Origin of the sequence: Paraburkholderia aromaticivorans, from assembly GCF_002278075.1 — a bacterium.
GTDB classification, from domain to species: domain Bacteria; phylum Pseudomonadota; class Gammaproteobacteria; order Burkholderiales; family Burkholderiaceae; genus Paraburkholderia; species Paraburkholderia aromaticivorans.
On sequence record NZ_CP022989.1, the window covers coordinates 2,121,987 to 2,148,742 of the forward strand.

Annotated in this window: 22 protein-coding genes; 9 read left to right on the plus strand and 13 right to left on the minus strand. The window is 65.4% G+C overall.

The window, feature by feature from the left end; genetic code table 11:
* Positions 1 to 24 precede the first annotated feature (24 nt).
* From CJU94_RS09760 to CJU94_RS09780, 5 genes are all read right to left on the minus strand, one after another.
* Positions 25 to 534 (minus strand): disulfide bond formation protein B, encoded by a 510-nt coding sequence (locus tag CJU94_RS09760; RefSeq protein ID WP_095418516.1) that lies wholly within the window; start codon positions 532 to 534, stop codon positions 25 to 27.
* 103 nt (positions 535 to 637) lie between these two features.
* Complete coding sequence (locus tag CJU94_RS09765; RefSeq protein ID WP_095418517.1) at positions 638 to 2,017, minus strand: amidase; 1,380 nt, start codon at positions 2,015 to 2,017, stop codon at positions 638 to 640.
* A 92-nt stretch (positions 2,018 to 2,109) separates the two neighbouring features.
* Complete coding sequence (locus CJU94_RS09770) at positions 2,110 to 2,790, minus strand: GntR family transcriptional regulator (protein WP_095418518.1); 681 nt, start codon at positions 2,788 to 2,790, stop codon at positions 2,110 to 2,112.
* Between the two features lie 224 nt (positions 2,791 to 3,014).
* Positions 3,015 to 4,364 carry an MFS transporter gene (locus CJU94_RS09775; protein WP_095418519.1) on the minus strand — a complete coding sequence of 450 codons (1,350 nt, stop codon included), beginning with the start codon at positions 4,362 to 4,364 and terminating at the stop codon, positions 3,015 to 3,017.
* 7 nt (positions 4,365 to 4,371) lie between these two features.
* Entirely contained in the window at positions 4,372 to 5,058 is a 687-nt protein-coding gene (locus CJU94_RS09780) for a DUF2848 domain-containing protein (protein ID WP_095418520.1), read from the minus strand.
* 238 nt (positions 5,059 to 5,296) lie between these two features.
* On the opposite strand from CJU94_RS09780, the gene CJU94_RS09785 reads away from it, so the two are divergent.
* The 3 genes from CJU94_RS09785 (at position 5,297) to CJU94_RS09795 (ending at position 10,018) form a co-directional block, all read left to right on the plus strand.
* Positions 5,297 to 7,054: a cation:proton antiporter gene (locus CJU94_RS09785; RefSeq protein WP_095418521.1), complete on the plus strand. Its 1,758-nt coding sequence runs from the start codon at positions 5,297 to 5,299 to the stop codon at positions 7,052 to 7,054.
* Positions 7,055 to 7,204: 150 nt separating this feature from the next.
* Positions 7,205 to 8,716 carry a gamma-glutamyl-gamma-aminobutyrate hydrolase family protein gene (locus CJU94_RS09790; RefSeq protein ID WP_095418522.1) on the plus strand — a complete coding sequence of 504 codons (1,512 nt, stop codon included), beginning with the start codon at positions 7,205 to 7,207 and terminating at the stop codon, positions 8,714 to 8,716.
* A gap of 585 nt (positions 8,717 to 9,301) precedes the next feature.
* Entirely contained in the window at positions 9,302 to 10,018 is a 717-nt protein-coding gene (locus tag CJU94_RS09795; RefSeq protein WP_095418523.1) for a DUF2968 domain-containing protein, read from the plus strand.
* An 80-nt stretch (positions 10,019 to 10,098) separates the two neighbouring features.
* Here CJU94_RS09795 and CJU94_RS09800 read toward each other — a convergent pair whose 3' ends face one another.
* The gene (locus CJU94_RS09800) at positions 10,099 to 11,232 is read right to left on the minus strand and encodes a hypothetical protein (RefSeq protein WP_095418524.1); all 1,134 of its coding nucleotides are present in this window, start codon (positions 11,230 to 11,232) and stop codon (positions 10,099 to 10,101) included.
* 299 nt (positions 11,233 to 11,531) lie between these two features.
* Positions 11,532 to 12,056 (minus strand): GNAT family N-acetyltransferase, encoded by a 525-nt coding sequence (locus tag CJU94_RS09805; protein ID WP_095418525.1) that lies wholly within the window; start codon positions 12,054 to 12,056, stop codon positions 11,532 to 11,534.
* A gap of 295 nt (positions 12,057 to 12,351) precedes the next feature.
* Between CJU94_RS09805 and tcuC the strand changes: the two genes are divergently transcribed.
* Entirely contained in the window at positions 12,352 to 13,653 is a 1,302-nt protein-coding gene (tcuC, locus tag CJU94_RS09810) for an MFS transporter (protein ID WP_095418526.1), read from the plus strand.
* Positions 13,654 to 13,741: 88 nt separating this feature from the next.
* Here the strand turns inward: tcuC and CJU94_RS09815 are convergent, their stop codons facing one another.
* Positions 13,742 to 15,589, minus strand: a complete 1,848-nt coding sequence (locus CJU94_RS09815; RefSeq protein ID WP_095418527.1) for a tetratricopeptide repeat protein — start codon at positions 15,587 to 15,589, stop codon at positions 13,742 to 13,744.
* Positions 15,590 to 15,726: 137 nt separating this feature from the next.
* On the opposite strand from CJU94_RS09815, the gene CJU94_RS09820 reads away from it, so the two are divergent.
* The 3 genes from CJU94_RS09820 to CJU94_RS09830 all read left to right on the plus strand — a co-directional run bounded on the left by CJU94_RS09820 (position 15,727) and on the right by CJU94_RS09830 (position 19,232).
* A complete protein-coding gene (locus CJU94_RS09820) occupies positions 15,727 to 16,086 on the plus strand; it encodes an ArsR/SmtB family transcription factor (protein WP_244220935.1) in 360 nt (119 codons plus the stop codon).
* Positions 16,083 to 17,336: a cation diffusion facilitator family transporter gene (locus CJU94_RS09825; RefSeq protein ID WP_244220936.1), complete on the plus strand. Its 1,254-nt coding sequence runs from the start codon at positions 16,083 to 16,085 to the stop codon at positions 17,334 to 17,336. The genes CJU94_RS09820 and CJU94_RS09825 overlap by 4 nt, the downstream gene beginning before the upstream one ends.
* A 171-nt stretch (positions 17,337 to 17,507) precedes the next feature.
* Entirely contained in the window at positions 17,508 to 19,232 is a 1,725-nt protein-coding gene (locus CJU94_RS09830) for an FAD-dependent monooxygenase (RefSeq protein ID WP_095418529.1), read from the plus strand.
* Positions 19,233 to 19,284: 52 nt separating this feature from the next.
* On the opposite strand, the gene CJU94_RS09835 is transcribed toward CJU94_RS09830, so the two are convergent.
* From CJU94_RS09835 to CJU94_RS09850, 4 genes are read right to left on the minus strand one after another with little or no spacing between them, the layout of a single operon-like run.
* Complete coding sequence (locus CJU94_RS09835; RefSeq protein ID WP_095418530.1) at positions 19,285 to 19,536, minus strand: formate dehydrogenase subunit delta; 252 nt, start codon at positions 19,534 to 19,536, stop codon at positions 19,285 to 19,287.
* Positions 19,537 to 19,544: 8 nt separating this feature from the next.
* Positions 19,545 to 22,490, minus strand: a complete 2,946-nt coding sequence (gene fdhF, locus CJU94_RS09840; protein ID WP_095418531.1) for a formate dehydrogenase subunit alpha — start codon at positions 22,488 to 22,490, stop codon at positions 19,545 to 19,547.
* Between the two features lie 14 nt (positions 22,491 to 22,504).
* Positions 22,505 to 24,070: a formate dehydrogenase beta subunit gene (locus CJU94_RS09845; protein ID WP_095418532.1), complete on the minus strand. Its 1,566-nt coding sequence runs from the start codon at positions 24,068 to 24,070 to the stop codon at positions 22,505 to 22,507.
* Entirely contained in the window at positions 24,067 to 24,552 is a 486-nt protein-coding gene (locus tag CJU94_RS09850) for an NAD(P)H-dependent oxidoreductase subunit E (protein WP_095418533.1), read from the minus strand. Before CJU94_RS09850 ends, CJU94_RS09845 begins: the two co-directional genes overlap by 4 nt.
* A gap of 134 nt (positions 24,553 to 24,686) precedes the next feature.
* Between CJU94_RS09850 and CJU94_RS09855 the strand changes: the two genes are divergently transcribed.
* Together CJU94_RS09855 and CJU94_RS09860 are read left to right on the plus strand one after the other, a co-directional pair.
* Positions 24,687 to 25,766: a substrate-binding domain-containing protein gene (locus CJU94_RS09855; RefSeq protein ID WP_095418534.1), complete on the plus strand. Its 1,080-nt coding sequence runs from the start codon at positions 24,687 to 24,689 to the stop codon at positions 25,764 to 25,766.
* 108 nt (positions 25,767 to 25,874) lie between these two features.
* Complete coding sequence (locus CJU94_RS09860; protein ID WP_095418535.1) at positions 25,875 to 26,141, plus strand: hypothetical protein; 267 nt, start codon at positions 25,875 to 25,877, stop codon at positions 26,139 to 26,141.
* A gap of 127 nt (positions 26,142 to 26,268) precedes the next feature.
* Here CJU94_RS09860 and CJU94_RS09865 read toward each other — a convergent pair whose 3' ends face one another.
* On the minus strand, positions 26,269 to 26,628 hold the full coding sequence (locus tag CJU94_RS09865) for a COG4315 family predicted lipoprotein (protein WP_095418536.1): 360 nt from the start codon (positions 26,626 to 26,628) through the stop codon (positions 26,269 to 26,271).
* Positions 26,629 to 26,756 lie beyond the last annotated feature (128 nt).

Here is a 26,756-nt window from a genome sequence, read left to right on the forward strand (position 1 = left end):
AGAGCCGGGACGGCAACAGCCCGATCAGGCGATCCGGCGACGGTTGCGCACGAGACTCAGCGCCAAAGGGATGAACGCGATCACAAACGCGACCAGCGACCATTGCGGCAGCGTCAGGCCCAGGATCGGCGGATAGGCGGTTTCGCACAGTCCGGCAACCTTGAACACGCCCGGCAGCCAATGCGCGGGCGGCAGGCTGTCGACCAGCGGCTGCAGCGCGTCGAAGCCGCAGCTAAAGCCCGGATTCGCCTGAACATACACGTGGCGCGCGGCCGTCACGATGCCCGCCAGCGCCGACAAGGCCGCCAGCACTTCCAGCAGACGCACGCCGCGCCAGCTGTTAAAGCGCGCGCCGAGGAATGCGAAGATCGCGATCAGCAGGAAGAAATACCGCTGGATGATGCACAGCGGGCACGGGTCTTCGTGCAGGAAGTACTGCAGATACAGCGCGCCGCCCACCAGGGCGAGGCAGATCAGGGCAAGCAGAACCAGCAGGGAGCGCTCGCGGCGCAGCATCGCAGTGTCGTTATTCATGGATCGTGTGGCTGTCTCTGGAAACGAAAAGGGCGGAGTGCCCGCGATTCTAGCGCGAACCTCCGCCCCGCCGCTTATCCTGCTTTTACGAGGTATTTCCCGATCAGCGAATCGCGTTGAGCACCGCTTCGGCGCCGCGGCCGATCGCCAGCAGCGCGTCGTCGGCGTGCGGCGCGCCGGCCAGCATCAGGCCGACCGGCGCGTCGCCGCGCAGGTGGCACGGCAGCGACAGCGCGCAGGTGTCGAGGAAGTTGAACACGCTCGGATTGCGCAGGATCAGCGCGTTGGTGCGGCCAAACGCGTCATCGTCGTCGACCAGATCGGCGACGCGCGGAGGCACCACCGGCACCGTCGGCGCCACGACGGCGTCGAAACGCTGCCACAGCGTGCGCGCGGCTTCGGCGAGCATGGCCTCGCGTTCGGCGAGCAGGTCCAGATAGTCGGCGGCGCTGGCGGGCTGGCCTTTCAGAATCCGCACCAGCACGCGCGGGTCGTATTGATCGCGATGCTTGTCCAGCAACGGACGGTGCCACGCATACGCCTCGATCGGCGAAAACCCGAAGCGGTTGATTTCCGGCAGACGGTCGAGCGGCGCGAAACGCACTTCGCTGACAATCGCGCCGGCCGCTTCCAGATGCTTGAGCGCGGTGTCCACCGCCGCGGCGACGGCCGGCTCGACACCGTCCGTGACGAAATTGGTCAGCACGCCGAGGCGCACGCCTTCGAGCCGGCGGGCGGCCGGAATGCGCGGTTCGAGCCCGGCCAGCATGCGGTCGACCAGCGCGCAGCACGCCACCGAAACGCCGATCGGCCCGAACGAATCGAGGGTCGACGACAGCGGCACGCCGCCTTGCCTTGGAATGCGATCGGCGGTCGGTTTGAAGCCGGTCAGGCCGCACAGCGCAGCCGGAATGCGGATCGAGCCGCCGGTGTCGGTGCCGAGCGCGATGGCCGCCATGCCGTCCGCGACGGAAGCCGCCGCGCCCGACGACGAACCGCCCGAAATCCGTTCATCGCCCTTCACACCGCGCCGATACGGCGACAGCGGATTGCCGTAGTGCGGGTTCAGGCCGAGTCCGGAAAAGGCGAACTCGCTCATGTTGGTCCGGCCGACGAGCACCGCGCCGGCGCGCTTCAGGCGCGCCACCGCCACGGCATCCGCCTTGGCGGCGGGGGCGTCGGCAAGGACGACGGAACCGGCGCGGGTCGGCTGGCCTTCGATATCGAACAGGTCTTTGACCGACACCGGAATCCCGGCGAGCGGCGAGAGCACGGTGCCGGCGGCGCGCAGGCGGTCGTGCGCGTCGGCGGCGGCGCGGGCGCTGTCGGCGTCGACGTGCATGAAGACGGCTGAGCCCTGGCCGGCCGGATCGGCGATCCGTTCGAGCGCCGTTTCGACGAGCGCGCGGCTCGTGGTGCGTCCGGCGGCGAGGTCGGCGGCAAGTTGGACTAGCGGCGGGAAGGGCGTGAATTCAGTGGCCATGATGTCGGTGAGAATCCGGTTGGACCGAGTGAAGCCGCGTAGCGCCTCAAACGATGTGGCTTAACAAACGCGGTGGCTTAAATGCTTTCGAATCAGATGCGATTGAAGAGTGTGGCGCGGAACGCTTCGATATGCTTTTGCACCGATCGGCGAGCGCCTTCGGCGTCGCGTTCACGCAGCAGGCGAAACAGTTCGAGGTGTTCCTCGTGCACGTCTTCCAGATGATGCGGCTCGGACAGCGAAATGAACCAGAAGCGCAGCGAGCGCTCGTGCAGCCCGCGCAGGATGTCGGCCAGCACGGGGTTGCGCGAGGCGGCCGAGATCGCCAGATGAAACTCGCGGTCGATATCCATCATGCCTTCGATATCGTGCGCGGCGACGCACACGGCCGAGCGGTCCAGTAGCGCCTGCATTGCGTCGTAATCATGCTGTTGGGCGTGCCGCGCGGCCAGCTCCACGCAGTAGCTTTCGTTGACGAGGCGCACGTCGATGATCGCGAGCACGTCGTCGAGCGAAACCGGGCGGACCATGATGCCCTTGCGCGGCATGATGGTCAGCATGCCTTCGTGCACCAGCCGGTGCAGCGCCTGATGAACCGGTGTCCTGCCGATGCCGGTCAGCGCCATCAGTTCCGCTTCGTTGAGCACCTCGCTCGGCCGCAGGCGCAAGGTGATGATCTCGCGCTTGACGAACGCGTAGGCCTGCTCGGCGAGACTCGCGGCGGCGCTCGCGCGGCTGGGGCTGGAAGGACGGGCGGTCTGCAAAAGCGTCATGTGAAGAGGAAGCGGGCGATGTCGTCCGCATTGTAGAGCAAGGTTTTGCGGGCGCGGCGCGGGCCGGGCGCGCAACACGGCCGGTGAGCGATCGGCCGGCGCTCTCCAGACAGCAGGCGCCGGAATCGCGGTCCCGCGCCCGCGCCGTTCGCGCCTGCGTTCGTTTCGCACGACGCCCTCGTTCCCCGCCGGGGGCGTGGCCAGATCGCGTCCATCCCCGCCTGTCAGGCGCGGCTCGGCGAAACCGCCGGCGCATGCTGCACCTTGACGCGCGGCATCATCAGCGTGACCAGGCCGCCTACGATCAACGCCCCCGCGATCAGCACGAGCCCGAACGTCACGCTATGCGTCGCGTCCTTGACGAGGCCGAGCACATAAGGGCTCACGTAGCCCGCCAGGTTCGCGATCGAGTTGATCACGGCAATCCCGGCGACGGCGGCCGTGCCTTGCAGGAACGTCGTCGACATCGACCAGAAGATGCCGAAGCCCGCGAGGATGCCGATATACGCGATCGACAATCCGGTGACGGCGAGCGGAATCGAGTCGGTTACCGAGGCGCTGCCGAGCAGGCCCGCCGCGCCGATGAAGCAGCACACGGCATAGTGCCAGCGCCGCTCGCCGGTGATATCCGACGAGCGCCCGATCAGGATCATGCCGATGCCCGCCGCCAGATACGGAATCGCGGTGACGAAGCCATTGGTGACGAGGTTCGTCACGCCGAGATCCTTGACGATCTGCGGCAGCCAGAACGAGAAGCCCGCATTGCCGGTGACGAGGCAGAAATAGATCAGCGTGAGCAGCCAGAAGCGGCCCGAGCGCAGCGCGACTGCGAGGCTCTGCTCCGCGCCGGCCGCCGCGGCCGCGCTGTTTTCCCGCGCGAGGCGGCCGAGAATCACGCGCTTTTCGTCGGCGCTCAGCCACGCGGCTTCGGCAGGCGTGTTGCGCAGCACGGCGAGCGCCCAGAAGCCGGCGAGAATCGACGGAATGCCTTCGATCAGGAACATCCACTGCCAGCCGCGCAAGCCGTGCGCTTCATGCAGCGCCGACATCAGAAACCCCGACAGCGGCGCGCCGATGATGCCCGCCACCGGAATCGCCGCCATGAACACGGCGACCATGCGCGCGCGCCGGTCGGACGGAAACCAGAAGGTCAGATACAGCACCACGCCCGGCACCAGGCCGGCTTCGGCGACGCCGAGGAGAAAGCGCAGCACGTAGAACATGGTTTCCGAGCGCACGAACATCATCAGACACGACAGCACGCCCCACAGCATCGTGATGCGGGCGATCGTGGCGCGCGCGCCGAACTTCCTGAGCAGCAGGTTGCTCGGCACTTCGAACACGAAGTAGCCGAAGAAAAAGATCCCCGCGCCGAGTCCGTACGCCGCATTCGACAGGCCAAGGTCGCCGGTGAACTGCAGCTTCGCGTAACCGATGTTGACGCGGTCCAGATATGACAGCACGTAGACGAGAAACAGGAACGGCATGATGCGCCACGTGATCTTGCGCAGGGCGGCGGCTTCGAGCCACGCGTCGGAAGACGCGTCGGCGGCGGATTGCGAAGGGGAGCTCATGGGTGCCTCATTCGACGATAGGTAGCGCGCGCACGCGGTACGCGTGACGCAGCGTGCGGTTCAGGACGGGATCGTGCAATTCGAGTTCGAGCGCGTCGCCGTCGGCCATGCCGACGATGCCGCCCTGTACCGGCAACGTGCCGCAAAACATCGCCGCGCCGGATGCGAGCGGCGCGCGCGCGAGCAGGTCGGCGGCCGGCAGCAGCGCGGCGACGCTGCCTTGCTGATAGACGCGCCGCTCGCCGTTGGTCACGGCGTAGGCGCGCAATTCCAGTTGATCCCAGTGGCCGGAGACCTCGTCGAAACGCCAGGCGTCGCGCGCGACCGGTTTCGGGCACACCTGCTTGGAGACGGTGACGCCGTAAGCCTCGACTTCCCGGTCGGTGTGGTCCGAACCGACGGTGACGAGCAAGCCCGTCTTCGAATGCACCAGCACGCATTCGGCTTCGCCGCTGGACTTCACGCCGACCACGTCGATCTGCTCGGCCTGCGTCAGCAATTCGGCGCCGAGGCGATAGAAGCAAGGCGTGGTGGAGGGCCGCCTGACGCCGAGTTCGGCCAGCTCGGCAATGTGATGCTCGATGGCGGCCTGGTCGCGCCCGGCCCATCCGGCGATGGTCAGACGATTCACCTCGGCGATATCGGCACGGCTGCCGCCGGCCGGCTCTGCGACGTTGAAGGACACCTGCTGCATAACTCGACTCCACTGAAAATATTCGGCAAATATTATTGTGATATTTCACAGGAGTCCAGCGTGTCAAAAACATTCTGCTGCGCGGGTTCGGTGAGGTGTCGACAGCTGCAGGCGCCCTGCGGGCCAACTCGTGCTACCACGGCAATCCGGCGCCGTTCGGCGGTTTGCGCGATTCAGCGCGGCGCGTTCGTTTGTTACACTGCGCGTCTGGAACATTACTTTTTGTAAGGAATCGCTCATGCATCATGGCATCGGCTTCATTCAGGACCTGGCGGTCGTGATGGCGCTCGCCGGCGTCGTCACCGTGCTGTTCCATCGCCTGAAACAGCCGGTGGTGCTGGGCTACATTGCCGCCGGCGTGATCATCGGGCCGTACACGCCGCCGTTCCAGTTGATCCACGACGAGCAGACCATCCAGACGCTCGGCGAACTCGGCGTGGTGTTCCTGATGTTTTCGCTCGGCCTCGAATTCAGTCTGCGCAAACTCTTCAAGGTCGGCGCGACGGCGATCGTCGCGGCGCTCTCCGAAATCGTGCTGATGCTGTGGCTCGGCTACGAAATCGGCAGCGCGTTCGGCTGGAGTTCGATGGATTCGCTGTTTCTCGGCGCGATCCTCGCGATCTCGTCGACCACGATCATCGTCAAGGCGCTCTCGGAACTGGGTCTGAAGCGCGAAAGCTTCGCGCAACTGGTGTTCGGCATTCTGATCGTCGAAGACATCCTCGCCATTGCGATGCTGGTCCTGCTGTCGGGCATTGCGCAGACCGGGCAGTTGAGCGCGGGCGTCGCCGTGGTCACGCTCGGCAAACTGCTTCTGTTCATGACGGTGTCGCTGGTGGTCGGCATTCTGGTGGTGCCGCGCGCGTTGAACTACGTGGCGCGCGCGAAGAGCGACGAGATGCTGCTCGTCTCCGTGCTCGGTTTCTGCTTCGGCTTCTGTCTGCTGGTCGTGAAGCTCGACTACAGCATCGCGCTCGGCGCGTTCCTGATCGGCGCGATCATGGCCGAATCGCGCCATCTGCATCGGATCGAGCATCTGATCGCGCCGCTGCGCGACGCCTTTTCCGCGATCTTCTTCGTGACGATCGGCCTGATGCTCAACCCGGCCGTGCTGGTCGACTACGCATGGCCGATCGCGGTGATCACGGTGGCGGTGATCGTCGGCAAGATCGTGTCGTGCGGGCTCGGCACCTTTCTCGCCGGCAAGGACGGCCGCACGGCCATGCGCGTCGGCATGACCGTGTCGCAGATCGGCGAGTTCTCGTTCATCATCGCTTCGCTCGGCTTGACGCTCAAGGTGACAAGCGCTTTTCTCTATCCGATCGCGGTGGCGGTGTCCGCCTTGACCACGCTGTTCACGCCGTATCTGATCCGCGCGGCCGATCCGCTGACCCAGCGCCTCGGGCACGCCATGCCGCGCACGCTCGCGAACGTGTTCAGCCTGTACGGGCAATGGCTGGGCAGTCTGAGCACGAAAAGCGGCGAGCCGACGCTGTTCAGCATGACGCGGCGAATCATTCTGCAGATTGCCGTCAACCTGGCGCTCGTCGCGGCGATTTTTCTGGTCGTGTCGTATAGCGCGCCGTATACCAGCTCGCTGCTCGCGCACTGGCTCAGTTCGGAGCCGATGCAGCGCGTCGTGCTGTGGAGCGCCGCGCTGGTGGTGTCGATGCCGTTTCTGGTGGCCGTGTATCGCAAGACCAAGTCGCTGGCTTTGCTGCTTGCCGAGGTCAGCGTGCAACCGGCTACGGCGGGGCGCTTCACGAGCGCGATCCGTTACGCAATCTCCGATCTGGTGCCGGTGGTCTCGATGGTCGGCGTGTTCCTGCTGGTCGCGGCGCTCTCGGGCGGCATTTTGCCGCCGACCGGCCTGCTCGCCGCGGTGCTCATCTGCGCCGCGTTGCTGCTGGCGCTCGTGTGGCGCTGGTGCGTCAAGATCCATGCGGCGATGCAGATCGCCTTGCGCGAAACTTTCGACGAACAACCGGATCCTTAAGACAGACTCGCGTCGCAGCCACTCGGTGGGGATTCCTTCGAGGCGTCACAACAATGTGAGCAATTGTGTGCGGGTTTGCGGGGCTTGCCTCGCTAGCGGATAATCAGGGCATATTCATTCGTTCGCGTGGAAGGCGCCTGTCTGACTGTCATGAGCGAAAACAAACCTGAAAGCGCCGGCACGCCCGGCAATCCCACGCCTTCGGCGTCGCCAGTGCCGTCCGGCGCAACGGCCGGCGCGTCGACACCCGGCTTTACGCCGGAGGAACCGGCGGCCTCGCTGCCGCTCTCGCACGAAGATGCCATTCAGTCTCCGATCAAGGACACGCTGACGCCGTCGGCCGCGTCGCCCACTCACGCAGCCGCTGGGGCTGCCGCCACGCCGGCTGCCGGGCAGGCGGCCGTGCGATCGTCGACTGACGATCCCGACAGCGCGTCGGCCGTCACGCCCACCGATGCGCAAGCGGCGCGGCAACGCGACGCGGCGCAGGCACGCAGTTCGGCTGCCGCATCGACCGCGCAGCAGGAAGCCGAGGTTCATGAAAAGGAAGCGCGTCGCGCTGGAACGTTCGCCACGAAACCCGCACCGAAACCCGCGCCGACGTTCGCGAGCAGCGAACCCGTCGAGGGCGAGCTGATCACCTCGGTGGAAGACGCCACCATCATCGAAGAGGTCCCGCGCCCCGCCGAGCAGAAGGCCGGCTCGCCGCCGCCCGGTTTCGGCGCGGCGCCTGACTTCAGCGCGTCCAATCCGCCGCCGCCCAACGCATTGCCGCCGTCGCCGCCGCGCTATCTGAAGCACAGCGATTCGGCGTGGACCGTGTTCGGCCGCATCATCGCGGCGCGCGCGCGTCAACTGTTCGATCGCGCGGGCCAGCGGATCACGCAGCGCACGCTGCGTATCGGCGTGTCGGCGCGCATCTTCCATCCGGAGCCGGGCGCGAAGGGATTGCGCGGCAAGACCTTGCAGTATCTCGAGGAATCGATTGCGCATTGGGTGATGTCGCGCGACGTGCTGGTGTTCATGATTCCGACGGTCGGCCATCAGGGCATGCTGCATCCGAGCAATATCCGCTTGCGTGACTACGCGAAGCATCTCGACGGCCTTCTGCTGCAAGGCGGCGCGGATGTCTCGCCGCAGTCTTACGCGGAGCAGGCCGCCAGCCACGAGTGGCCCGGCGACCGCGTGCGCGACATGTACGAGCTCGAACTGCTGCACGAGTTCATCGAGTCGGGCAAGCCAGTGCTCGGCGTGTGCCGTGGCTGTCAACTGATCAATGTGGCGTTCGGCGGGACCTTGTATCAGGACATCGCCACCGATGTGCCGACCGCAGGCGCCCACGTCAACGAAAACTACGATCAGCATCGGCACGGGATTCACTTCCCGGACGGTTCGACGCTCGCCAATATGTTCCCGGGCCGGCGCGACGCGATCGTCAATTCGATTCACCATCAAGCGGTCAAAACGCTCGGCCGCGATCTCAATATCGAAGCCGTGTCGGCATCGGACGGGATCATCGAGGCCGTGCGTTACCGGCGGGCGCCGTTCGTGATGGGTGTGCAATGGCATCCGGAGTTTCATCGTGCGGGCGGCGACGAATTGCTCGACTGCACGCCGTTGCTCGATACCTTCCTGCGGGTGGCGCGCGAAACGCGTTTTTAATGCGGCTCGCTCGGCCTTCGAACCTGCGCCTTTGGCGGCACGGTTCGAAGGCCGAATGACAGAAGCTGGTTCCTTCGAGGCGCACCATTGCTATTCGCGATGGTGCGCCTCATGCGTTTTGCCGTACTGTGCTTCCGTGGCGTTGCTGTTCGGCAACTGGCTTGCCTCTTCGAACTTTGCTTCGCGTTGCGTGCCGCTCGAGGCGTCGCGATCGACGGAAATCCTTGTTCTTTGAAATCTCGGCGAGTTCCTCGTCGAACCAGATAGTCAGGAATGCGAGTTATTCTGAAGCGAAGTCCGTGTTCATCGCGATCGGCACTCTATCTCGCTATTTCACGCCCGTTTTCTGTTGGATTCGCGCCAATCCCCAATATGTTCGGAATTATCCGAACGAGACCGGGCGATTGCATTTTGACCATATCCAAACGGGTTTTATTTCGGGACTGTCGCAATGATTCGGCTAAATCATTCGCCCGCCATTTATCTCGATTTAAAGTTCGTCTGCGCGACATTTGAATACTTCGCTTAAAGGCCAATCCGCGCGATAATCTGCGGCTGATCTGGATTCGCATGGAGCATGCACGTATGAAGTACCCCTTAGTTGTTCGGCGCGCCGTGCTGCTCGCGACTTCGTGTGCGCTGTTGCAGCAGGGCGGTCTCGTGCTGGCGGCGCAAGGCGGCGAGGCCGCGCCGATGGCCGGCACGAGGCCGGCTATCAACACCCTGACGCCGCAGCCCGTCGCCGACGCGCTGCGCAGCGCGGCGTCAGCCACACCGGCCACGGCGGGCGACGCGCAAGGCAATGTCGCCGAGCTGATGCAGATGATTCACGAGGCCAAGCTGAGCGAACTGCGCACCACGTATAACGGCAGTTATGGCGCCAGTCTGTTTTTCTATCCGCTGGAAATGACGTACTACATCGCGTTATTTCAGGACAAGCATTTCTGGCGCGTCATCAAGACTGAAGACGTGGCGCGCGCGGAAGCAGTCTATGCCGGCTTTGCGCAGCAGACCGCGCAACTCGCCGACGTCGAGATTCGTCGCACGCAGTTGCAGGCGCAGAAGGCTTACATCGAAGACATCATCGCGTTATCCGAAGATCGCGCCAAACGCCTGCAAGCCGACCTCGAGGTGGCTCGCACGCAGCAGGCCAAGGTCAACGACTATCAGCGGCAAACGCAAGGCGAAGCGGCCGCGTTGCACGCGGAGAAGGAAAGGGCACAGGCGCAATTGCGTCAGGTGCAGGGCGAAGTGATGCAACTGCAGCGGCAAACCGAAATGGGATTGCCCATTCAGAAGTAAATGCGGGAGCGTAAAAAAGCCCGGCCATTCGCACGAATGGCCGGGCTTTTTTTTGCCACGCCGCTGAAAGCGTGTCGTGCTCACTTCGCGAATTGATCGGGGATCTCGGTCACTCGCCGCTGAGACAGATGGTTCATCCACTCCGTTCCATTGGTGCCGGACGTGTTGATCGAGGAGCCGGCGTGCGGTGGCGGGGCAAGGTCACGCCGGCGCATGGCTGCGGACATCGACACGCCGGCATATTCGTCGACACCGAGTCGAGCCGGAGCGGGAGGCGAATACGATCCCGCAGCCGAAGGCCTTGGCGACAAACTTGCCGCCACCCCCGGAGCCGCGATGCGAGGCAGGTCGCCGGCGTACGCCGCTGCGTGCGGCGATTGGTTTGCGGCGACGAACCGCGCGCCATGCTGGCGGTTTTGTTCGTGCGGCCTGCCGGCCTTCTCGCGAAGGTGGCTCTGGCGACGTGAGCCCGGTCTATCAGTGGAGATGCGCGTAGGAGCGGACGGCACTGCCTGGGTCGGAGCTGTTGACGATGCCGGTGCCGCCGGAAGGCTGGCCGCCGGCGCAAACGCCGCGGCCGGGTTTGAAACCGAGCGCACGGACGCCGCGCGTGCCGCGGGCGCACTCACCGTAGGGTTGGTCACCGCGCGATTGGCAAGCGGTGCGGGCGGCCGAAGGTCCACCGACTGCGAGCCCCGATGAGTCGCTACGTTGCCCGCGACATGCGCGCCCGGGTGACGAGGCGCCAGATGATCGAACCCGATCCACGCCAGCACCGCGGCGCCACCGAGTACGCAGGCGCCGCCCGCTAACGCCCCCCAATGGTTGCCATACCCGCGCGCCGCCGTTGCATAAGCAGGCTCGACCGCGTGCGCGGTAACGGGAGTTTCAACGGCCATGTGCATGGCCGCCTCGGGCGATACGCCGAAGGCCGTTGTCTGCGCCGCTATCGCAGCAGACTCAGACCGATCCGCAGATGCGCTCGCGCGTGGTTCCCCGAGTGGCGACCATCGGCAGAGTGAGCGGATGGCCTGATCACTCAGGCAGAACGTGCGCAGCATGGCTGCGTACAGCGCCTTGAGTTCCGCCCGCACACTGTAGCCCGGCGGAAGCAGCGCCCAGTCCCGGCCGAAGGGCGCCGGCACATGACCGAGCGGGCGAATGCGCGGCAGTGCCAGGTAGCCTTCGATCGGGGTGAAGGGAATAGTGGACATCGGTCTTTTCCAGCGCCTCGTAAAAGGAGCGCGGATCGGCGCTCCCGTGGTCTGCGGGGACTCAGGCCTCGGTGCGATGCGCGCGGACGCCATACCTGAACGGCACGGCACACGTCAACGCCAGGCGCCGGCGTCGTGCTCACGACGAGCAAACGAGGCGCAAGGACGTGTCGCTATGAAGCCATCGGAGTGCGGAAGATGATGCCTGGAAGCAGCCGGGATGACGATCGGACGGTTCCGAAATGAGGTGCCGATGCGTCCATGATCGGTCGAACCCGGGACGGCGAACCGCAGCCGTTCTATCGGTCGAGTCTGTATACGTAACGCAACGCCGTAATGTCCACGCCGCCCATATGATCCGGCTCGGCGCCGACGAACTGCCAGCCCTGCCGTTCGTAAAAGCCGATAGCCGGCGTGTTTCCTTCGAGCACGTACAGATAGAGTTGCACCTCGCCTTGCGCGCGAGCCCAGTCCTCGGCGGCTTGCATCAGCAGCTTGCCGACCCCCATGCCCTGATAGGCCGGCCGCGCGTGCAGGTTATCGAGCAGCACGCCCCACGCTGACTCCGGTTGGCGTTCAACACACACAAAACCGGCCGGTTCGCCGCCAAGTTCGGCGATCAGCACGATGCGCCGTTCGCCGCCGGGCGCGCTCAGGCGCGCTTCCCAGTAGGCGGCGCGCTCCCGCGTGACTTCGCCGTCAAGAAAGGCCTCGGGCAACAGGCCGCGATAGGTGGCCTGCCAACTGCTGCTGTGGATCGAAGCAATGAGCGCTGCATCCGCGAGCGTCGCGGGGCGCAGCGAAAGACCAGGGGTGGTTCGCATCGGTAGTGCTCAACGGAAATGCCGGACTGCAAAAATGTGACCACAGGTGACACTGTAATGAAACTGTATGCAATACACGACAATATCATCACCGGTAACATTACGTGGAGCGAGCGTCGCATGTTTCACAACGTTTACCCTGATATCGGGAGAATGCGTTCAGCATGAAAATTCAGCGCCCCCGGCGCGCGTTCCAGTATCCGTCCGAGGCATCCGCTTGCCGAGCGCGGTGGATCGATTCAACTGCCTGGCCGCCACAGCCCGTTTCGTGGCAGCGGGCCCTTCAGAGAATGTCATGTCAACTGCGTCACACGCTACTTCCGGGTCGGAAGAATCCAAGGTCAAGACAGTTTTCCGCGTGGTCAGCGGCAACTTTCTTGAGATGTACGACTTCATGGTCTACGGCTACTACGCTTCGGCGATCGCCAAGACCTATTTCCCGAGCGGCAACGAATTCGCCTCGTTGATGCTCTCGCTGTCGGTGTTCGGCGCGGGCTTCCTGATGCGGCCGCTCGGCGCGATCGTCCTCGGCGCCTACATCGACCATCACGGCCGGCGCAAAGGCCTGATCCTCACGCTCGGCCTGATGGCGCTCGGCACGCTCACGGTGGCGTCGATTCCAGGTTACGCGACGATCGGCGTCCTCGCGCCCGTGCTCGTGCTGTTAGGCCGGCTGTTGCAGGGCTTCTCCGCCGGTGTCGAACTGGGCGGCGTCTCGGTGTATCTGTCGGAGATCGCCACCAAGGGCAACAAGGGCTTCTACTGCGCGTGGCAGTCGGGCAGCCAGCAGGTTGCCGTGGTGTTCGCCGCGCTGATCGGCGTGCTCCTGAACAAGATGCTGCCGGCCGACCAGATGAGCGCCTGGGGTTGGCGCGTGCCGTTCCTGATCGGCTGCCTGATCGTGCCGTTCCTGTTCCTGATCCGCCGTTCGCTGCAGGAAACCGAGGAATTCAAGGCGCGCAAGCATCACCCTAAGATGGGCGAGATCATGAAGACGATGGCCGCGAACTGGGGCATCGTGCTGGGCGGCATGGGCATGGTGATCATGACCACCGTGTCGTTCTACATGATCACGGCCTACACGCCGACCTTCGGCAAGGAAGTGCTGAAACTGTCGTCGATCGATACGCTCGTCGTCACTGTCTGTATCGGTCTGTCGAATCTGATCTGGCTGCCGCTCGCGGGCGCGCTGTCGGATCGCATCGGCCGCCGTCCGGTGCTGCTGGCCTTCACGATTCTGACCATCGTCACCGCGTATCCGGCGCTGCAATGGCTGGTGGCGGATCCGTCGTTCGCGCGTCTGCTGGAAGTCGAATTGTGGCTGTCGTTCCTGTACGGCAGCTATAACGGCGGGATGGTCGTGGCGCTGACCGAAGTCATGCCGGTGGAAGTACGGACCGCCGGTTTCTCGCTCGCCTACAGCCTCGCTACGACGATCGGCGGCTTCACGCCGGCTATCTCCACGCTGCTGATTCACAGCACCGGCAATAAGGCGGCGCCGGGCCTGTTCCTCGGCGTGGCCGCGATGTGCGGGTTGATTGCGACGCTGGTGTTGTATCGCACGCCGGAATCGCGCGATCAGTACCGGACGGCCTGAGCTGCGCGGTTCGCGGTTCATCCGGTAAAAAACAAAACCCTCGCGTTCGTCAGAACGCGAGGGTTTTTTGTTTGGCTCAACCGTCCGGTCAGTGCTTGCGCAATTCGTTCGCCACGGCCTCGACGACCTCGTCCCACGCCCCGGGTTGCGGCTGACGCACCAACGTCGCACCCGGATACCAGGGGCTGCGTGCCTCGCCGGCAAACCAGCGCCAATCCGCCGCGAACGGCAGCATCAGCCAGAGCGGCTTGCGAAGCGCGCCGGCCAGGTGCGCGATGGCGGTATCGATCGACACCACGGCGTCGAGCCGTTCGATGATCGCCGCCGTGTCCGCGAAGTCGCCGATCCTGGCGTCGAAGCGATGAATCGACGCCGCGCGCGGATGCGCGTCGAGCGCCGCGCGCTCGTCGGCGCTCAACTCGGGTTGCAGCACGATCCAGTCGATGCCTTCGAGCGCGAACAGCGGATCGAGCGCGGCGAGCGGCATCGAACGTGTTTCGTTTTGCTGGATGCGCCCCGACCATGCAACGCCGATCTTGCGCTTTGCCTGGCCGCCGAGCGAGCCGCGCCATTTGCGCCCGTAGGCGGGCGGCGCGCCGAGATAGGGCGTGCGGGCGGGAATGGTGTCGTAGGTGGTGCCGAGTGCGAGCGGCAGGCTCAGCAGCGGACATTGCAGATCGGCGGCGGGGCGCGGCGCGCCCTGGGCGATCAGCGTCACGCGCCAGGCTTGCGCGGCGGGCGCCAGCAACGGTATCAGTTGCGCCTGCACTTCGAGTATGATGCGCGCCGCGCGCTGCGCGACGAGCGGGACGAAGCGCACGAACTGCAGCGTGTCGCCGAACCCCTGCTCGGCATGGACCAGCAAGGTGCGTTGCGCGATCGGCTCGCCATGCCAGCGCGGCAGCGTCTGGATCACCGGCTGCGCCATGGTTTGCAGCCGCCACTCGTACTCCGGCAGCCCGCGCGCGAAATCGCGCAGCGCGAGCCATGCCAGGGCGCGGTTCATGTGCGCGGAGGCGAGCTCGGGGCGCAGGCGCAGCGCCTGATCGAATGCGCGCACGGCGGGGCCATGCGCGCCCAGCGCCAGGTGCGCGGTGCCCAGACTCAGCCACGCGAGCGCGAATTGCGGATCGAGACCCACCGCGCGCTCGAGGTAGGGCAGCGCCTGCGCATGCCGCCCCAATGCCGCGAGCGCATTGCCCATGCCGAAGATGGCCGGCGGCAGGTTCGGCTGCAACGCCAGCGCCGCGCGGAACGATGCGACGGCTTCCGCAGGGCGGCCGGTGGCGTCGAACGTGTTGGCGAGGTTGAAGTGCGCGGCAACGAAGCGCGGCTCGGCGGCCAACGCCGTCTGGAAACAGGGGATCGCCTCTTCCGCGCGACCGAGCGCGTTCAGCGACATGCCCATGTTATTGAGCGCGCCGGCGTGACCGGGCCGCAGCTCGAGCGTGCGGCGGAACGCCGCGATGGCTTCCGTGTGACGTCCGAGCGCGTGCAGCGCGTTGCCCAGGTTGTTATGCGAGGAGGCGTCGTTCGGTTGCAGGCGCAACGATTTCTCGAACGCGTCGGCGGCGTCTTCGTGACGGCCCGCCGCGGCGTAGGCGTTGCCCAGGTTGTAGTGCGCCATGGGGAACGACGGCGCCAGCGTCAGCGCATTGCGGAACTGTTCGATCGCGTCGTCGATCTGGCCCAGCGCCTTCAGCGCGTTGCCCAGGTTCAGTTGCAGCGCGGCGTCTTCCGGGCGCAGGTTCACTGCGCGCCGCACGAGCTCGGCGGCTTCGGCGTGCTGGCCCTGCTGGTGGCGCAGGACGCCCAGCAGATGCAACGCATCGACGTGCGCGGGGTTGCCGTCGAGCGTCGCGCGGTAGCCGCGTTCGGCGTCTTCGAGGCGGCCGTCACGATGCGCCGCGAAAGCGCGGTCAAAAACAGGTTGCATGACGGGGGATGGCGTTCGGGTGAGGCAAAGGCCGCATTTTCCCACACTCGCCGTGGCACGCTCCGATTTGACCGGTCGTCCCAATATCTATAATGTGTGAGTACATGTTCATATGTACTTCCTGGCTGCCCTCCGTCATGGCGTCTTCCCTCGCTTCATCCACTTCGGTTGCCGGCTTCGACGATCTTTCGGTCGACACCATCGTGCCGCTCGCCGACCTGTTTCGCCTGCTCGGCGACCCCACGCGGTTGCGCATCGTGCTGGCGTGTCTCGACGAGCGGCGCGCGGTCGGGGCGATCGCCGGGGCGCTCGGTTTATCGTCGTCGCTGGTGAGCCACCACTTGCGGTTGCTGCGCGCGGCGCGGATCGTGCGCGCGGAGCGGCAAGGCAAGCAGGTCTTCTATCTCGCCGCCGATCGCCACATCAGCGCGATGCTGGCCGGCATGCTCGAACACGTGGCCGAACCGGCCGGCAACGATGCCCTGGACCCGTCATGAAGAAACCGGATACCGCGAGCGGCGCTGCGGCAGATCACGAGGGCGCGCCCGCGCCTGGAGCGCTCGATGGGCGCGGCAGCAGGGGCGCCCGTTCGGGTGACGAAGCGCAGCGAGCCGCGCACGCTGCGGCGGAACCTGGCTGGGCGGGAAGTGGGGGGGGGCATGAAGCGCATGAGCAGGGCCAGCCGGGAGAGGGGCAGAGGCACGGCCACGGTCACGGCAGCGACGGTCATAGTCACGGTATCAAAGGTAGCCACGGCAACCACGGCAACCACGGCAACCACGGCAACCACGGCAACCACGGCAACGCTAGCCACACTCATAGTCACGCCCACGGCCACGCCGGCCACCACCACGCTCACGCCCCCGTCGCCGGCCACGGGCGCGCGTTCGCCCTCGCCGTGGTGCTGAACATCGCCATCGTGGTGGCGCAGACGGTCTACGGCGTGCTCGCCCATTCCACCGCGCTGCTCGCCGATGCCGGCCATAATCTCTCCGACGTCCTCGGCCTGCTGCTCGCATGGGGCGCCGCCTGGCTCGCCACGCGCCGTCCGTCGGCACGCTACACGTTCGGCTATGGCAGCTCGTCGATCCTGGCCTCGCTCGTCAATGCCGGACTGTTGCTGTTCGCGTGCGGCGTGATCGTCGCCGAAGCAGTCGGGCGGCTGATCAACCCGACGCCCGTGGCGGGGCTCGCGGTGTTCGTCGTGGCGATGGGCGGCGTGGTCATCAACGGAATTTCCGCTTGGCTTTTCATGCGCGGGCAGCAGGATGATCTGAACATCCGCGGCGCGTTCCTGCACATGGCGGCCGATGCCGCCATCTCGGCGGCGGTCGCGATAAGCGGCCTCGTGATTCTCTACACCAACTGGACGTGGCTCGACCCGGTAATGAGCCTGCTCGTGGTGGCGGTCGTGGTGGCCGGCACCTGGAGTTTGCTGCGCGATTCGGTGCGCCTCGCGCTCGACGCCGTGCCGCCCGGCGTCGATCTGCAAGGCGTGCGCGACTATCTGGCAGGGCAGCCCGGCGTCGTCGACGTGCACGATCTGCACGTGTGGGCGCTGTCGACCACCGGCAATGCGCTCAGCGCGCATCTGGTGATGCCGGCCGGCCACCCCGGCGACGAATCGCTCGACGGCATCGTTCTCACGCTGCGCGAACGTTTTTCCATGCATCACGCGACGCTGCAAGTGGACCTTGGCACGACGCAGCATCGCTGCGCAATGGATCACGCGCCGCACACGCATTGAGGCTGACAGGAACCCGCGGCGAGGCGACGGCACAGACGTGGCGTGGTGATCCGCCTCATGCCGGCCGCGCGCTTGATGCAATGCGACCGTCGTCGAGCAGGTTCGCGTCGCTGCCCAAGGGGGCTCCCTCCGGGCGTACACTAGAACGCATTGTTGTCTCCGGAGTTCCGCATGGACGCTGCTGCAAACGATGCGTCGCCGGTGCTGATCGTCGGGGCGGGCCCAACCGGGCTTGCCGCAGCGATGAGTCTGGCGCGTGCCCACATCCCCGTGCGTCTGATCGACAAAGCCATGCAGCCCAACCCGTATTCACGGGCCATCGGCATCCAGGCGCGCACGCTCGAATTGCTGGAGCAGCATCGGCTGATCGAACCGTTTCTCGAGCTCGGCCATCGCGCGCGCATCGCCAATCTGTTTTCGAACGGCATGCGTCTCGCGCAGCTCGATTTCGATCCGCTGCACACGCGCTATCCGTATCTGCTGTTTCTCGATCAGTCCGTAACCGAGCGCCTGCTGACGGAGCATCTCGCCACATTCGGCGTGACGATCGAGCGGGGTGTCGAACTGACCATGTTCTCGCAGGGCGCCGCCGGCCTTCAGGCGACGCTGCGCCGCGCGGACGGTCACACGGAGACGATGCGCCCGTCGTACATGATCGCCGCCGACGGCGCGCATAGCACGATCCGTCACCGGCTGGGTTTGGGCTTCGAGGGCAAGACGCTCGAGCAGACTTTCCTGCTCGCCGACCTGCACGCCGAAACCGACTGGCCGGAAGACGAGTTCCATATCTTCGCGTCAGGCGAAGGACTGGTGGCGCTATTTCCAATGGGCCACGGCCGGCATCGTCTGATCGCGGATCATGCCATCGAGCCTGCCGCCGTCGCGCCGCCTGGGACGCCCGCGGTGCTGGGCGAGCCGCCGCTGAACAGGGTGCCGTCGCCGTCGCTCGAAGCATGCGAGGCGCTGATTGCCCGGCGCGTGCGCGAGCGGGTCGACGTGTCGGACCTGGCCTGGTCCTCGTATTTTCATGTGAATAGCCGTATGGTGGACCGGCTGCGCGTCGGCCGCATCTTCCTCGCGGGCGACGCCGCGCACGTGCATAGCCCGGCCGGCGCGCAGGGCATGAACACCGGAATTCAGGAAGCGTTCAATCTCGGCTGGAAACTCGCGCGCGTGTTGAAAGGCGCGGCGCCGGACCGCCTGCTCGACACCTATCACCTCGAACGTCATCCGATCGAACGCGACGTGCTGCGTCAGACGGGCTTCATTACGCAAATGGCCGAGGCCGATCATGGACCGCTGAAGCTGCTGCGCGAACGGGTGATGCCGGTCCTCGCCGCACTGGGGCCGTTGCGCGACGCCGCGCGCCTCACCATCAGCGAGTTGTCGATCCAGTACCGGCGCAGTCCGCTGACGCTCGAACGGGTGCTCGACGGCGGACCTCGTGCGGGCGAGCGCGCACCGGACGCGCTGGTGCATGTGGTGGACGGACCGCTCGGCCGTGCGCCCGGCGTCGGCTGCATGTTCGATCTGCACGACCCGGCGTTCTTCTCGCTGTTCCTGCTGGTGCCGCCGCTGCCCGTCGACGAAACGCCGCTCGATCCCGCGGCGAAGCATGCGCCACCGCCGGACGCGGAACTGGAGCGCGTGGCGGCGGACGTCGAAAGATTGTTGCCGGGCGCGGTGCGGATCTGGCGCATCACGGACACCACCGGCGACGGCGGCCCGGCACTTTCCGAATCGTATGGCCGCACGCGCCCGTCGTTCTATCTGGTGCGGCCGGACGGCTACATCAGCGCGCGCGGACGCACCGGCTCCGATCTGCACGGTCTGCTGCGGCATTGCGAAGCCTGGTTCGCGGTGAGCGGGGAAATACCGGAGCAGGCGGCCCTGTGATGCGGGCCGCCTGAGTCGCGCGGGCCATGAGCGGCCGCGAGCGCGGCGCGCCTTACACCGTCGCGGGCGTGGCGGGCGTCAGTTGCGCGCGATGTTTGACGAGCGCTTCCTTGACGATGCCCGCCATCGCGATACCGCTCGCATCCGGGTGATCGAGCTCCGCCAGCAACGCGCGCCGCATGCGCGGCTCCCAGAAGCGGCGGATATGGTCGGCGATGCCGGCGAGCGCTTCCTCACGGTCCGGCATCGAATCGAAAAAGTCGCCGATCCGGTTGGCCATGTCGATCAGGTTCTGATTGTCCATGGCGTGCCTCACTTGCCCGAGGTCGCGTTGGCCAGCTCGCGCTGCTTGAGCAGGTCGAGCTGTTCGGTGTTGAAACGCGAATAGTCTTTCTGCCATTGCGACGGCTGTTCGACCGGCATCACCTGCACCGCGGTCACCTTGTATTCCGGACAGTTGGTCGCCCAGTCCGAGCTGTCGGTGGTGATCACGTTCGCGCCCGATTCGGGGAAGTGGAACGTCGTATAGACCACGCCCGGCTGCATCCGCTCGGTCACCTTCGCGCGCAACACGGTCTGACCCGCGCGCGATTCGATGCCGACCCAGTCGCCGGTCTTGATGCCGCGCTCTTCCGCATCATGCGGATGCAGTTCCAGCCGGTCCTCGTCGTGCCAGCGCGAGTTCTCGGTGCGGCGTGTTTGCGCGCCTACGTTGTATTGCGACAGGATGCGGCCCGTGGTGAGCAGCAGCGGGAATTTGCGCGTGACTTTCTCGGGCGTCGCAATGAACTTCGTAATCACGAACTTGCCCTTGCCGCGCACGAACGTATCGATATGCATGGTCGGCGTACCGTCCGGCGCATTCTCGTTGCACGGCCACTGGATGCTGCCGAGCTCGTCGAGCTTTTTGTACGACACGCCGTGGAAGGTCGGCGTGAGACGCGCGATCTCGTCCATGATCTGCGACGGATGCGCGTAGTCCATTTCATAGCCGAGCGCGCGCGCGAGCATGACCGTGACTTCCCAGTCGGCGTAACCCGGCACCGGTGGCATGACCTTGCGCACGCGCGAGATGCGGCGCTCCGCGTTGGTGAAGGTGCCGTCCTTTTCGAGGAACGACGAACCCGGCAGCAGCACGTGCGCATACTTGGCGGTCTCGTTCAGGAAGATGTCCTGCACGACGATGCATTCCATCGCCGACAGCGCAGCGGACACGTGATGCGTATTCGGATCCGACTGTACGATGTCCTCGCCCTGACAGTACAGACCCTTGAAGGTGCCATGCACGGCGGCGTCGAACATGTTCGGAATGCGCAGGCCGGGCTCCGGCTGCAGCGTGACGTTCCACGCCTCTTCGAACAGCGTGCGCGTGACCGTGTCGCTGATGTGGCGATAACCCGGCAGTTCGTGCGGGAACGAGCCCATGTCGCACGACCCCTGCACGTTGTTCTGGCCGCGCAGCGGATTGACGCCCACACCTTCACGGCCGATGTTGCCCGTCGCCATCGCGAGGTTGGCGATGCCCATCACCATCGTCGAGCCTTGCGCGTGTTCGGTGACGCCCAGGCCGTAGTAGATCGCGGCGTTGCCGCCGGTCGCATAGATGCGGGCGGCCTCGCGCACGGCTTGGGCCGGCACGCCGGTCACCGCTTCGGTCGCCTCCGGCGCGTTTTCCGGCAGTGCGACGAAATCGCGCCATTGCTCGAACGCACGCGTTTCGCAACGCTCGGCGACGAACGCTTCGTTGAGCAGGCCTTCGGTGACGATCACATGCGCCAGCGCGTTCACAATGGCCACGTTGGTGCCCGGCCGCAATTGCAGATGATGGGACGCCTTCACGTGCGCCGTATCGACGATATCGATGCGCCGCGGATCGACCACGATCAGCTTCGCGCCTTCGCGCACACGGCGCTTCAGGCGCGAGCCGAACACCGGGTGGCCGTCGGTCGGATTGGCGCCGATCACCACGATCACGTCGGCTTTATCGACCGAGGCGAAAGTTTGGGTGCCTGCCGATTCGCCGAGCGTTGCTTTGAGGCCGTAACCAGTCGGCGAATGACACACCCGCGCGCAAGTGTCGACGTTGTTGTTGCCGAACGCGGCGCGCACGAGTTTTTGCACCAGATACGTTTCTTCGTTCGTGCAACGCGAGGACGTAATGCCGCCGATCGAATCGCGGCCATGCTTCGCCTGAATGCGGCGGAATTCCGACGCCGCATACGTGAGCGCTTCTTCCCAACTCACTTCGCGCCACGGATCGGTGATCTTCGCGCGAATCATCGGCTTGGTGATGCGGTCCTTGTGCGTCGCGTAGCCCCATGCGAAGCGGCCTTTCACGCAGGCGTGGCCTTCGTTGGCCTGGCCGTTCTTGTGCGGCACCATCCGCACGACCTGGTTGCCCTTCATCTCGGCCTTGAACGAGCAGCCGACGCCGCAATACGCGCACGTGGTAACGACCGAATGCTCCGGCTGGCCGAGCATGATGACGGTCTTTTCCTGCAACGTCGCGGTCGGGCAGGCGGCCACGCACGCGCCGCACGACACGCATTCCGATTCCATGAACGGCACGTCTTCGCTGGCGGCCACGCGCGACTCGAAACCGCGCCCGGCGATCGTCAGCGCGAACGTGCCTTGCGTTTCTTCGCACGCGCGCACGCAGCGATTGCAGACGATGCACTTGGACGGGTCGTAGGTGAAGTACGGGTTCGACTCGTCTTTCTTATCCTTCAGGTGATTCGCGCCGTCAAAGCCGTAGCGCACTTCGCGCAGGCCCGTGACGCCGGCCATGTCCTGCAGTTCGCAGTCGCCGTTGGCGGGGCAGGTGAGGCAGTCGAGCGGGTGATCGGAGATGTACAGCTCCATCACGTTGCGGCGCAGTGACTGCAGACGATCGGTTTGCGTGCGCACCTTCATGCCGGCTTCGACCGGCGTCGTGCACGAGGCGGGATAGCCGCGTTTGCCTTCAATTTCCACGAGGCACAAGCGGCACGAGCCGAACGGTTCCAATGAATCGGTCGCGCAGAGCTTCGGCACGTTGACGCCCGCTTCGACGGCGGCGCGCATCACGGAGGTGCCGGCGGGTACGGTGACCGACTGGCCGTCGATCTCCAGCGTGACGTCGACATCGGCGTGGCGCTCGGGCGTGCCGAAATCGGTGTCGTCGAAGAACGAACGCGTCGCGCGCTGCTGGGCTTGCGCCTTGCACGCGCAGTTGCCGGAGCCGCAGCCGCCGGCAGGTGAGTTAAGCATGTCGGACATGGTGGGCTCCTGGGTCAGGCCGCTTTCGGCGCGTGTTCAGACACGTTGGCGAGACCGAAGTCTTCGGGGAAATGATCGAGCGCGGACAGCACCGGGAACGGCGTCATGCCGCCCATCGCGCAAAGCGAGCCGGACACCATCGTGTCGCACAGGTCGCGCAGCAGCTGCACTTGCCGGGTGGACGTATCGCCGTTGCGAATCCGGCCTATCACTTCGACGCCGCGCGTCGAGCCGATCCGGCACGGGGTGCATTTGCCGCACGATTCGAGCGCGCAGAAGTGCATGGCGTACTGCGCGAGTTCGGCGAGATTCGACGTGTCGTCGTGCACGACGAGGCCGCCGTGGCCCACTACCGCGCCGACTGCCGCATAGGCTTCGTAATCCATGGGAATGTCCCACTGGCTTTCCGGCAGGTACGTGCCGAGCGGGCCGCCCACCTGCACCGCGCGCGCGGGCCGGCCGCTCGCCGTGCCGCCGCCGTACTCATAGAGCAATTCACGCAGCGTCACGCCGAACGCGAGTTCGACCAGCCCGCCTTGCTTGACGTTGCCCGCGAGCTGAAACGGCAGCGTGCCGCGCGAACGGCCCATGCCGAAGTCTTTGTAGAACGCCGCGCCACGCGCGAAGATGATCGGCACGGTGGCGAGCGTGATGACGTTGTTGATCACGGTCGGCTGGCCGTAAAGGCCGATGAGCGCCGGCACCGGCGGCTTGGCGCGCACAATGCCGCGCTTGCCTTCGAGCGATTCGAGCAGCGCCGTTTCCTCGCCGCACACATAGGCGCCCGCGCCTTTGGCCACGAACAGTTCGAAGCGATGCACCGTCGAGCCGAGCACGCTGTCGCCGAGCCAGCCGGCGGCGCGTGCTTTCGCGATGGCCGCTTCGAGCGTCGCGATCGAATGCGGATATTCGCTGCGCACGTAGATATAGCCCACCGTCGCGCCCGTCACGACCCCGGCGATGATCATCCCTTCGATCAGCACGTACGGATCGCTTTCCATCACGAGGCGATCGGAGAACGTGCCGGAGTCGCCTTCGTCCGCATTGCAGACGATGTATTTCTGCGCCGCTTTCGCGCCGCGTACCGTGCGCCATTTGATCCCGGCAGGGAAGGCCGCGCCGCCGCGACCGCGCAGACCGGATTCGATCAGCGCTTCGCAGGCGGCGTCGCCGTCGGTCTGCAACGCCCTGCGCAAACCTTCGAGGCCGCCGTGGGCGACATAGTCGTCGATGGAAAGCGGGTCGGTGATGCCGATGCGCGCGAACGTCAGACGCTGCTGTTTCTTCAGATACGGAATCTCGTCGACCGCACCGACCTGCTTTGCGTGCGCTCCGCCTTCGAGCAAGCCTGCATCGAACAGTGCGACGACGTCGTCGGCTTCGACATTCGCGTAGCCGATGCGGCCTTCGGGCGTTTGCACTTCGACGAGCGGTTCGAGCCACAGCAGGCCGCGCGAGCCGTTGCGAACGAGTTCGACAGCGAGGCCGCGGCGCGCCGCTTCGGCCTCGATCGCCTGAGCGAGCGCATCAGCGCCGAGCGCTAGTGCCGACGAATCACGGGGAACGTAGATGCGTGTCATGCCGTCACCTCCACGCACTTGCTGGCGGCCGCGAAAATCGCGTCGAACTTTTGCGGCGTGACCCTGGCGTGCAAGATCCCGTTGAGCATCAACGCTGGCGACAGCGCACATTGGCCGAGGCAATACACCGATTCCAGCTCCACCGTCGCGCCGTGCTCGTGTTCGGCGTCGAAGCGGCAGCCGGTGTGCGTCTCGATATGGCGGGCGAGCGCCTCGGTCCCCATGCTGCGGCAGGCTTCCGCGCGGCACAGCTGCACCGTGACCTGGGCGGCCGGCTGCGTGCGAAAGTGGTGGTAGTAGGTGATGACGCCGTGCACTTCCGCGCGCGACAGATTCATGACGCGCGCGAGTGGCGCGACCGCCGCGGGCGGCACGTAACCGAGTTCGTCCTGAATCGCATGCAAGACCGCTAGCAGCGACATTCCCGGCTGCGCGTGACGCTGCACGAGCTGATCCGGCGCGATGGCGATGGAATCATCCAAGTGGGGGCTCCTCCAAAGTCATATATGCACTTGTCATTCATAATGCGTGCACTTATGCTTCGTATATTCGATATGGGATAGCCGAACAATAGGCGGGCGATTCGGCTCGCGCAATAGGAAAGAGTTGAGCATATATGATCAGGATCGAGTGCCAGGCGCAGTTGGTGGTGAAGGGCCCGGATGGCCGCGAGGCCAGCCTGTCGGACGTCGTGCCGTTGCTCGCGCTGGTGGACGAGTCGGGCAGCATCGCGCAGGCGGCCACGCTTAAGGGTTTGTCCTACCGTCATGCATGGGGTTTGCTGCGCAGCATCGAAGAGCGTTTGGGTGGTCCGCTGATCGCCAAGGAGCGCGGTCGCGGCTCGGTGCTCTCCGAACTCGGGCAAGCGGTATTGCGTGCGCAGCGCCTGTGCGGCGAACGGCTCGACGGCAATATGCAGGCGCTTGCCAGCGAGGTGGCGAGCGATCTGAACCGCTGGCTCGCTCCACCCGCCGACGACGTGCGCATCTTCGCGTCGCACGGCTATGCCGTGGCCGCGCTGGTCACGGCGCTGGTCGCCAACGATCTGCCGGTGGACATCAAGTATCGGGACAGCGCGGACGCTGTCAGCGCGCTCGCGCGCGGCGAATGCGATCTGGCCGGCTTCCATTTGCCGCGCGGCGAGTTTCGCGCGGAGTGCGCCGATGCCTATCGACGCTGGCTCGATCCGCAGCGCCACGTGCTCGTGCATCTCACGCGGCGCAAGCAGGGACTCTTTCTCGGCAAGGGCAATCCCAGGGCAATCGCAGGTCTGGGCGATCTCGCACGCGACGACATTCGCTTCGTCAACCGGCAACCCGGCTCCGGCACGCGCATGCTACTCGAGCTCGCGCTACGGAAAGTCGGGGTGGATCCGGACCGGGTCAATGGTTATGCGTCAGCCGAACTCACGCATTCGGCGATAGCGGCGTTCGTTGCGAGCGGCATGGCGGATGTGGGCTTCGGTGTGGAGCCTGCGGCGCATCACTTCGGTCTCGACTTCATTCCGGTTGTCGACGAAGACTATTATTTCGCCTGCGACCGCGCGCGCCTCGAGCGTGCGCCGCTTGCGAGCGTGATCGGTCTGCTGCGCGGCAGCGCGTTTCGTCATAGCGTCGACCAACTCGAAGGTTATGACCCGCAGGACTGCGGCAAGGTGGTCGAGCTGGAAGAGGGCCTCGGCGAAGCCGTGGCGTAAGCAGCCGTAAACATCAGGCTGTGTTCCGCGCTGCGTATGGCGTTCGTTTGGGATACTCTCTAAGCTTCCGCTTCCGCCTTAACCGCGCGCCATGTCGCGCCGAACAATATGAAAGTTAATTTTCACGTATGTGCCGCCGTGGCGACGGCTGGTGTGCTGCTCGCCACCGCCTCAGTTGCCTTCGCGCAGAATTCACCGGGTGTGCCGGGCGGTATCCTGCAAGATCAGTTTCGTCTTGCCGAACATCCGCAAATGCCCTTCGCCGCGTCGGCGCCCTCGGACAAATACCAGAGCAGCAAAAAATCGGCGATGCGCAAGCGCGGGGATATGGGCGATCCGAATGGCTGCAATCTGCAGTGTCCTAAAGACGAATAAGCGGACACGCGAGTCCGCTTATCGTGCGGCGCCGGCTTTCTGCCGGCGCCTTTCCGTTTGATCTTCTCGTTTGATCGTCAGGTTTGGCCTGGCGGCGGTGCCGCCGCCATTGCCTCGTAGCGGGCGCTCAAGGTTTGGCCGTGTGCCACATGTCCTTGAAGCCGTCTCCCTTCATATCTCCCGCCTGCTTGTCCGCCGCGAAGCGATAAAGCGGATGGCCTTTATACGCCCATTGCTGTTTGCCGTCGGCGCCGGCGATCAACGTCCACTCTCCGGACGGTTTGTCCGACGCGCTGGCCGTGGCTGCCGGCCAATTGTTCAGGCAGGCGCCGGTGCAGGTGCTCACGCCCGGCGTGGTGTCTTTGTCGAAGGTGTAGAGCGTCATGCCGTCCGCCGTGACGAAGCGCCCGTCGACGATTTTCGGCGCCTCGGCGAAAGCGCTTTGTTGCAGCGCGAGGAGGGCGAGGCAGAAGAGAGTTTTGCGCATGATGTCGGCTCCTGATCTTGGTGTTGGTTTCGCGCGAGACGCGGCGTGCGCGCGCGTGAGGATTAAACGAATGAGCGGACGCGTTTATTCCATTCACCTCGTTGCAGGTGGCTCGGGATCTCGGTTCG

What these genes read in the sequence shown, in the direction of transcription:
- CJU94_RS09780 (WP_095418520.1), bottom strand. Translation starts at nt 5,058, where the DNA reads ATGCAGCAGGTGTCCTTCAACGTCGCAGAGCCGGCCGGCGGCAGCCGT.
- CJU94_RS09775 (WP_095418519.1), bottom strand. Translation starts at nt 4,364, where the DNA reads ATGAGCTCCCCTTCGCAATCCGCCGCCGACGCGTCTTCCGACGCGTGG.
- CJU94_RS09860 (WP_095418535.1), top strand. Translation starts at nt 25,875, where the DNA reads ATGAAAGTTAATTTTCACGTATGTGCCGCCGTGGCGACGGCTGGTGTG.
- CJU94_RS09795 (WP_095418523.1), top strand. Translation starts at nt 9,302, where the DNA reads ATGAAGTACCCCTTAGTTGTTCGGCGCGCCGTGCTGCTCGCGACTTCG.
- CJU94_RS09785 (WP_095418521.1), top strand. Translation starts at nt 5,297, where the DNA reads ATGCATCATGGCATCGGCTTCATTCAGGACCTGGCGGTCGTGATGGCG.
- fdhF (WP_095418531.1), bottom strand. Translation starts at nt 22,490, where the DNA reads ATGTCCGACATGCTTAACTCACCTGCCGGCGGCTGCGGCTCCGGCAAC.
- CJU94_RS09800 (WP_095418524.1), bottom strand. Translation starts at nt 11,232, where the DNA reads ATGTCCACTATTCCCTTCACCCCGATCGAAGGCTACCTGGCACTGCCG.
- CJU94_RS09855 (WP_095418534.1), top strand. Translation starts at nt 24,687, where the DNA reads ATGATCAGGATCGAGTGCCAGGCGCAGTTGGTGGTGAAGGGCCCGGAT.
- CJU94_RS09760 (WP_095418516.1), bottom strand. Translation starts at nt 534, where the DNA reads ATGAATAACGACACTGCGATGCTGCGCCGCGAGCGCTCCCTGCTGGTT.
- CJU94_RS09815 (WP_095418527.1), bottom strand. Translation starts at nt 15,589, where the DNA reads ATGCAACCTGTTTTTGACCGCGCTTTCGCGGCGCATCGTGACGGCCGC.
- CJU94_RS09820 (WP_244220935.1), top strand. Translation starts at nt 15,727, where the DNA reads ATGGCGTCTTCCCTCGCTTCATCCACTTCGGTTGCCGGCTTCGACGAT.
- CJU94_RS09830 (WP_095418529.1), top strand. Translation starts at nt 17,508, where the DNA reads ATGGACGCTGCTGCAAACGATGCGTCGCCGGTGCTGATCGTCGGGGCG.
- CJU94_RS09845 (WP_095418532.1), bottom strand. Translation starts at nt 24,070, where the DNA reads ATGACACGCATCTACGTTCCCCGTGATTCGTCGGCACTAGCGCTCGGC.
- tcuC (WP_095418526.1), top strand. Translation starts at nt 12,352, where the DNA reads ATGTCAACTGCGTCACACGCTACTTCCGGGTCGGAAGAATCCAAGGTC.
- CJU94_RS09805 (WP_095418525.1), bottom strand. Translation starts at nt 12,056, where the DNA reads ATGCGAACCACCCCTGGTCTTTCGCTGCGCCCCGCGACGCTCGCGGAT.
- CJU94_RS09770 (WP_095418518.1), bottom strand. Translation starts at nt 2,790, where the DNA reads ATGACGCTTTTGCAGACCGCCCGTCCTTCCAGCCCCAGCCGCGCGAGC.
- CJU94_RS09865 (WP_095418536.1), bottom strand. Translation starts at nt 26,628, where the DNA reads ATGCGCAAAACTCTCTTCTGCCTCGCCCTCCTCGCGCTGCAACAAAGC.
- CJU94_RS09790 (WP_095418522.1), top strand. Translation starts at nt 7,205, where the DNA reads ATGAGCGAAAACAAACCTGAAAGCGCCGGCACGCCCGGCAATCCCACG.
- CJU94_RS09835 (WP_095418530.1), bottom strand. Translation starts at nt 19,536, where the DNA reads ATGGACAATCAGAACCTGATCGACATGGCCAACCGGATCGGCGACTTT.
- CJU94_RS09825 (WP_244220936.1), top strand. Translation starts at nt 16,083, where the DNA reads ATGAAGAAACCGGATACCGCGAGCGGCGCTGCGGCAGATCACGAGGGC.
- CJU94_RS09765 (WP_095418517.1), bottom strand. Translation starts at nt 2,017, where the DNA reads ATGGCCACTGAATTCACGCCCTTCCCGCCGCTAGTCCAACTTGCCGCC.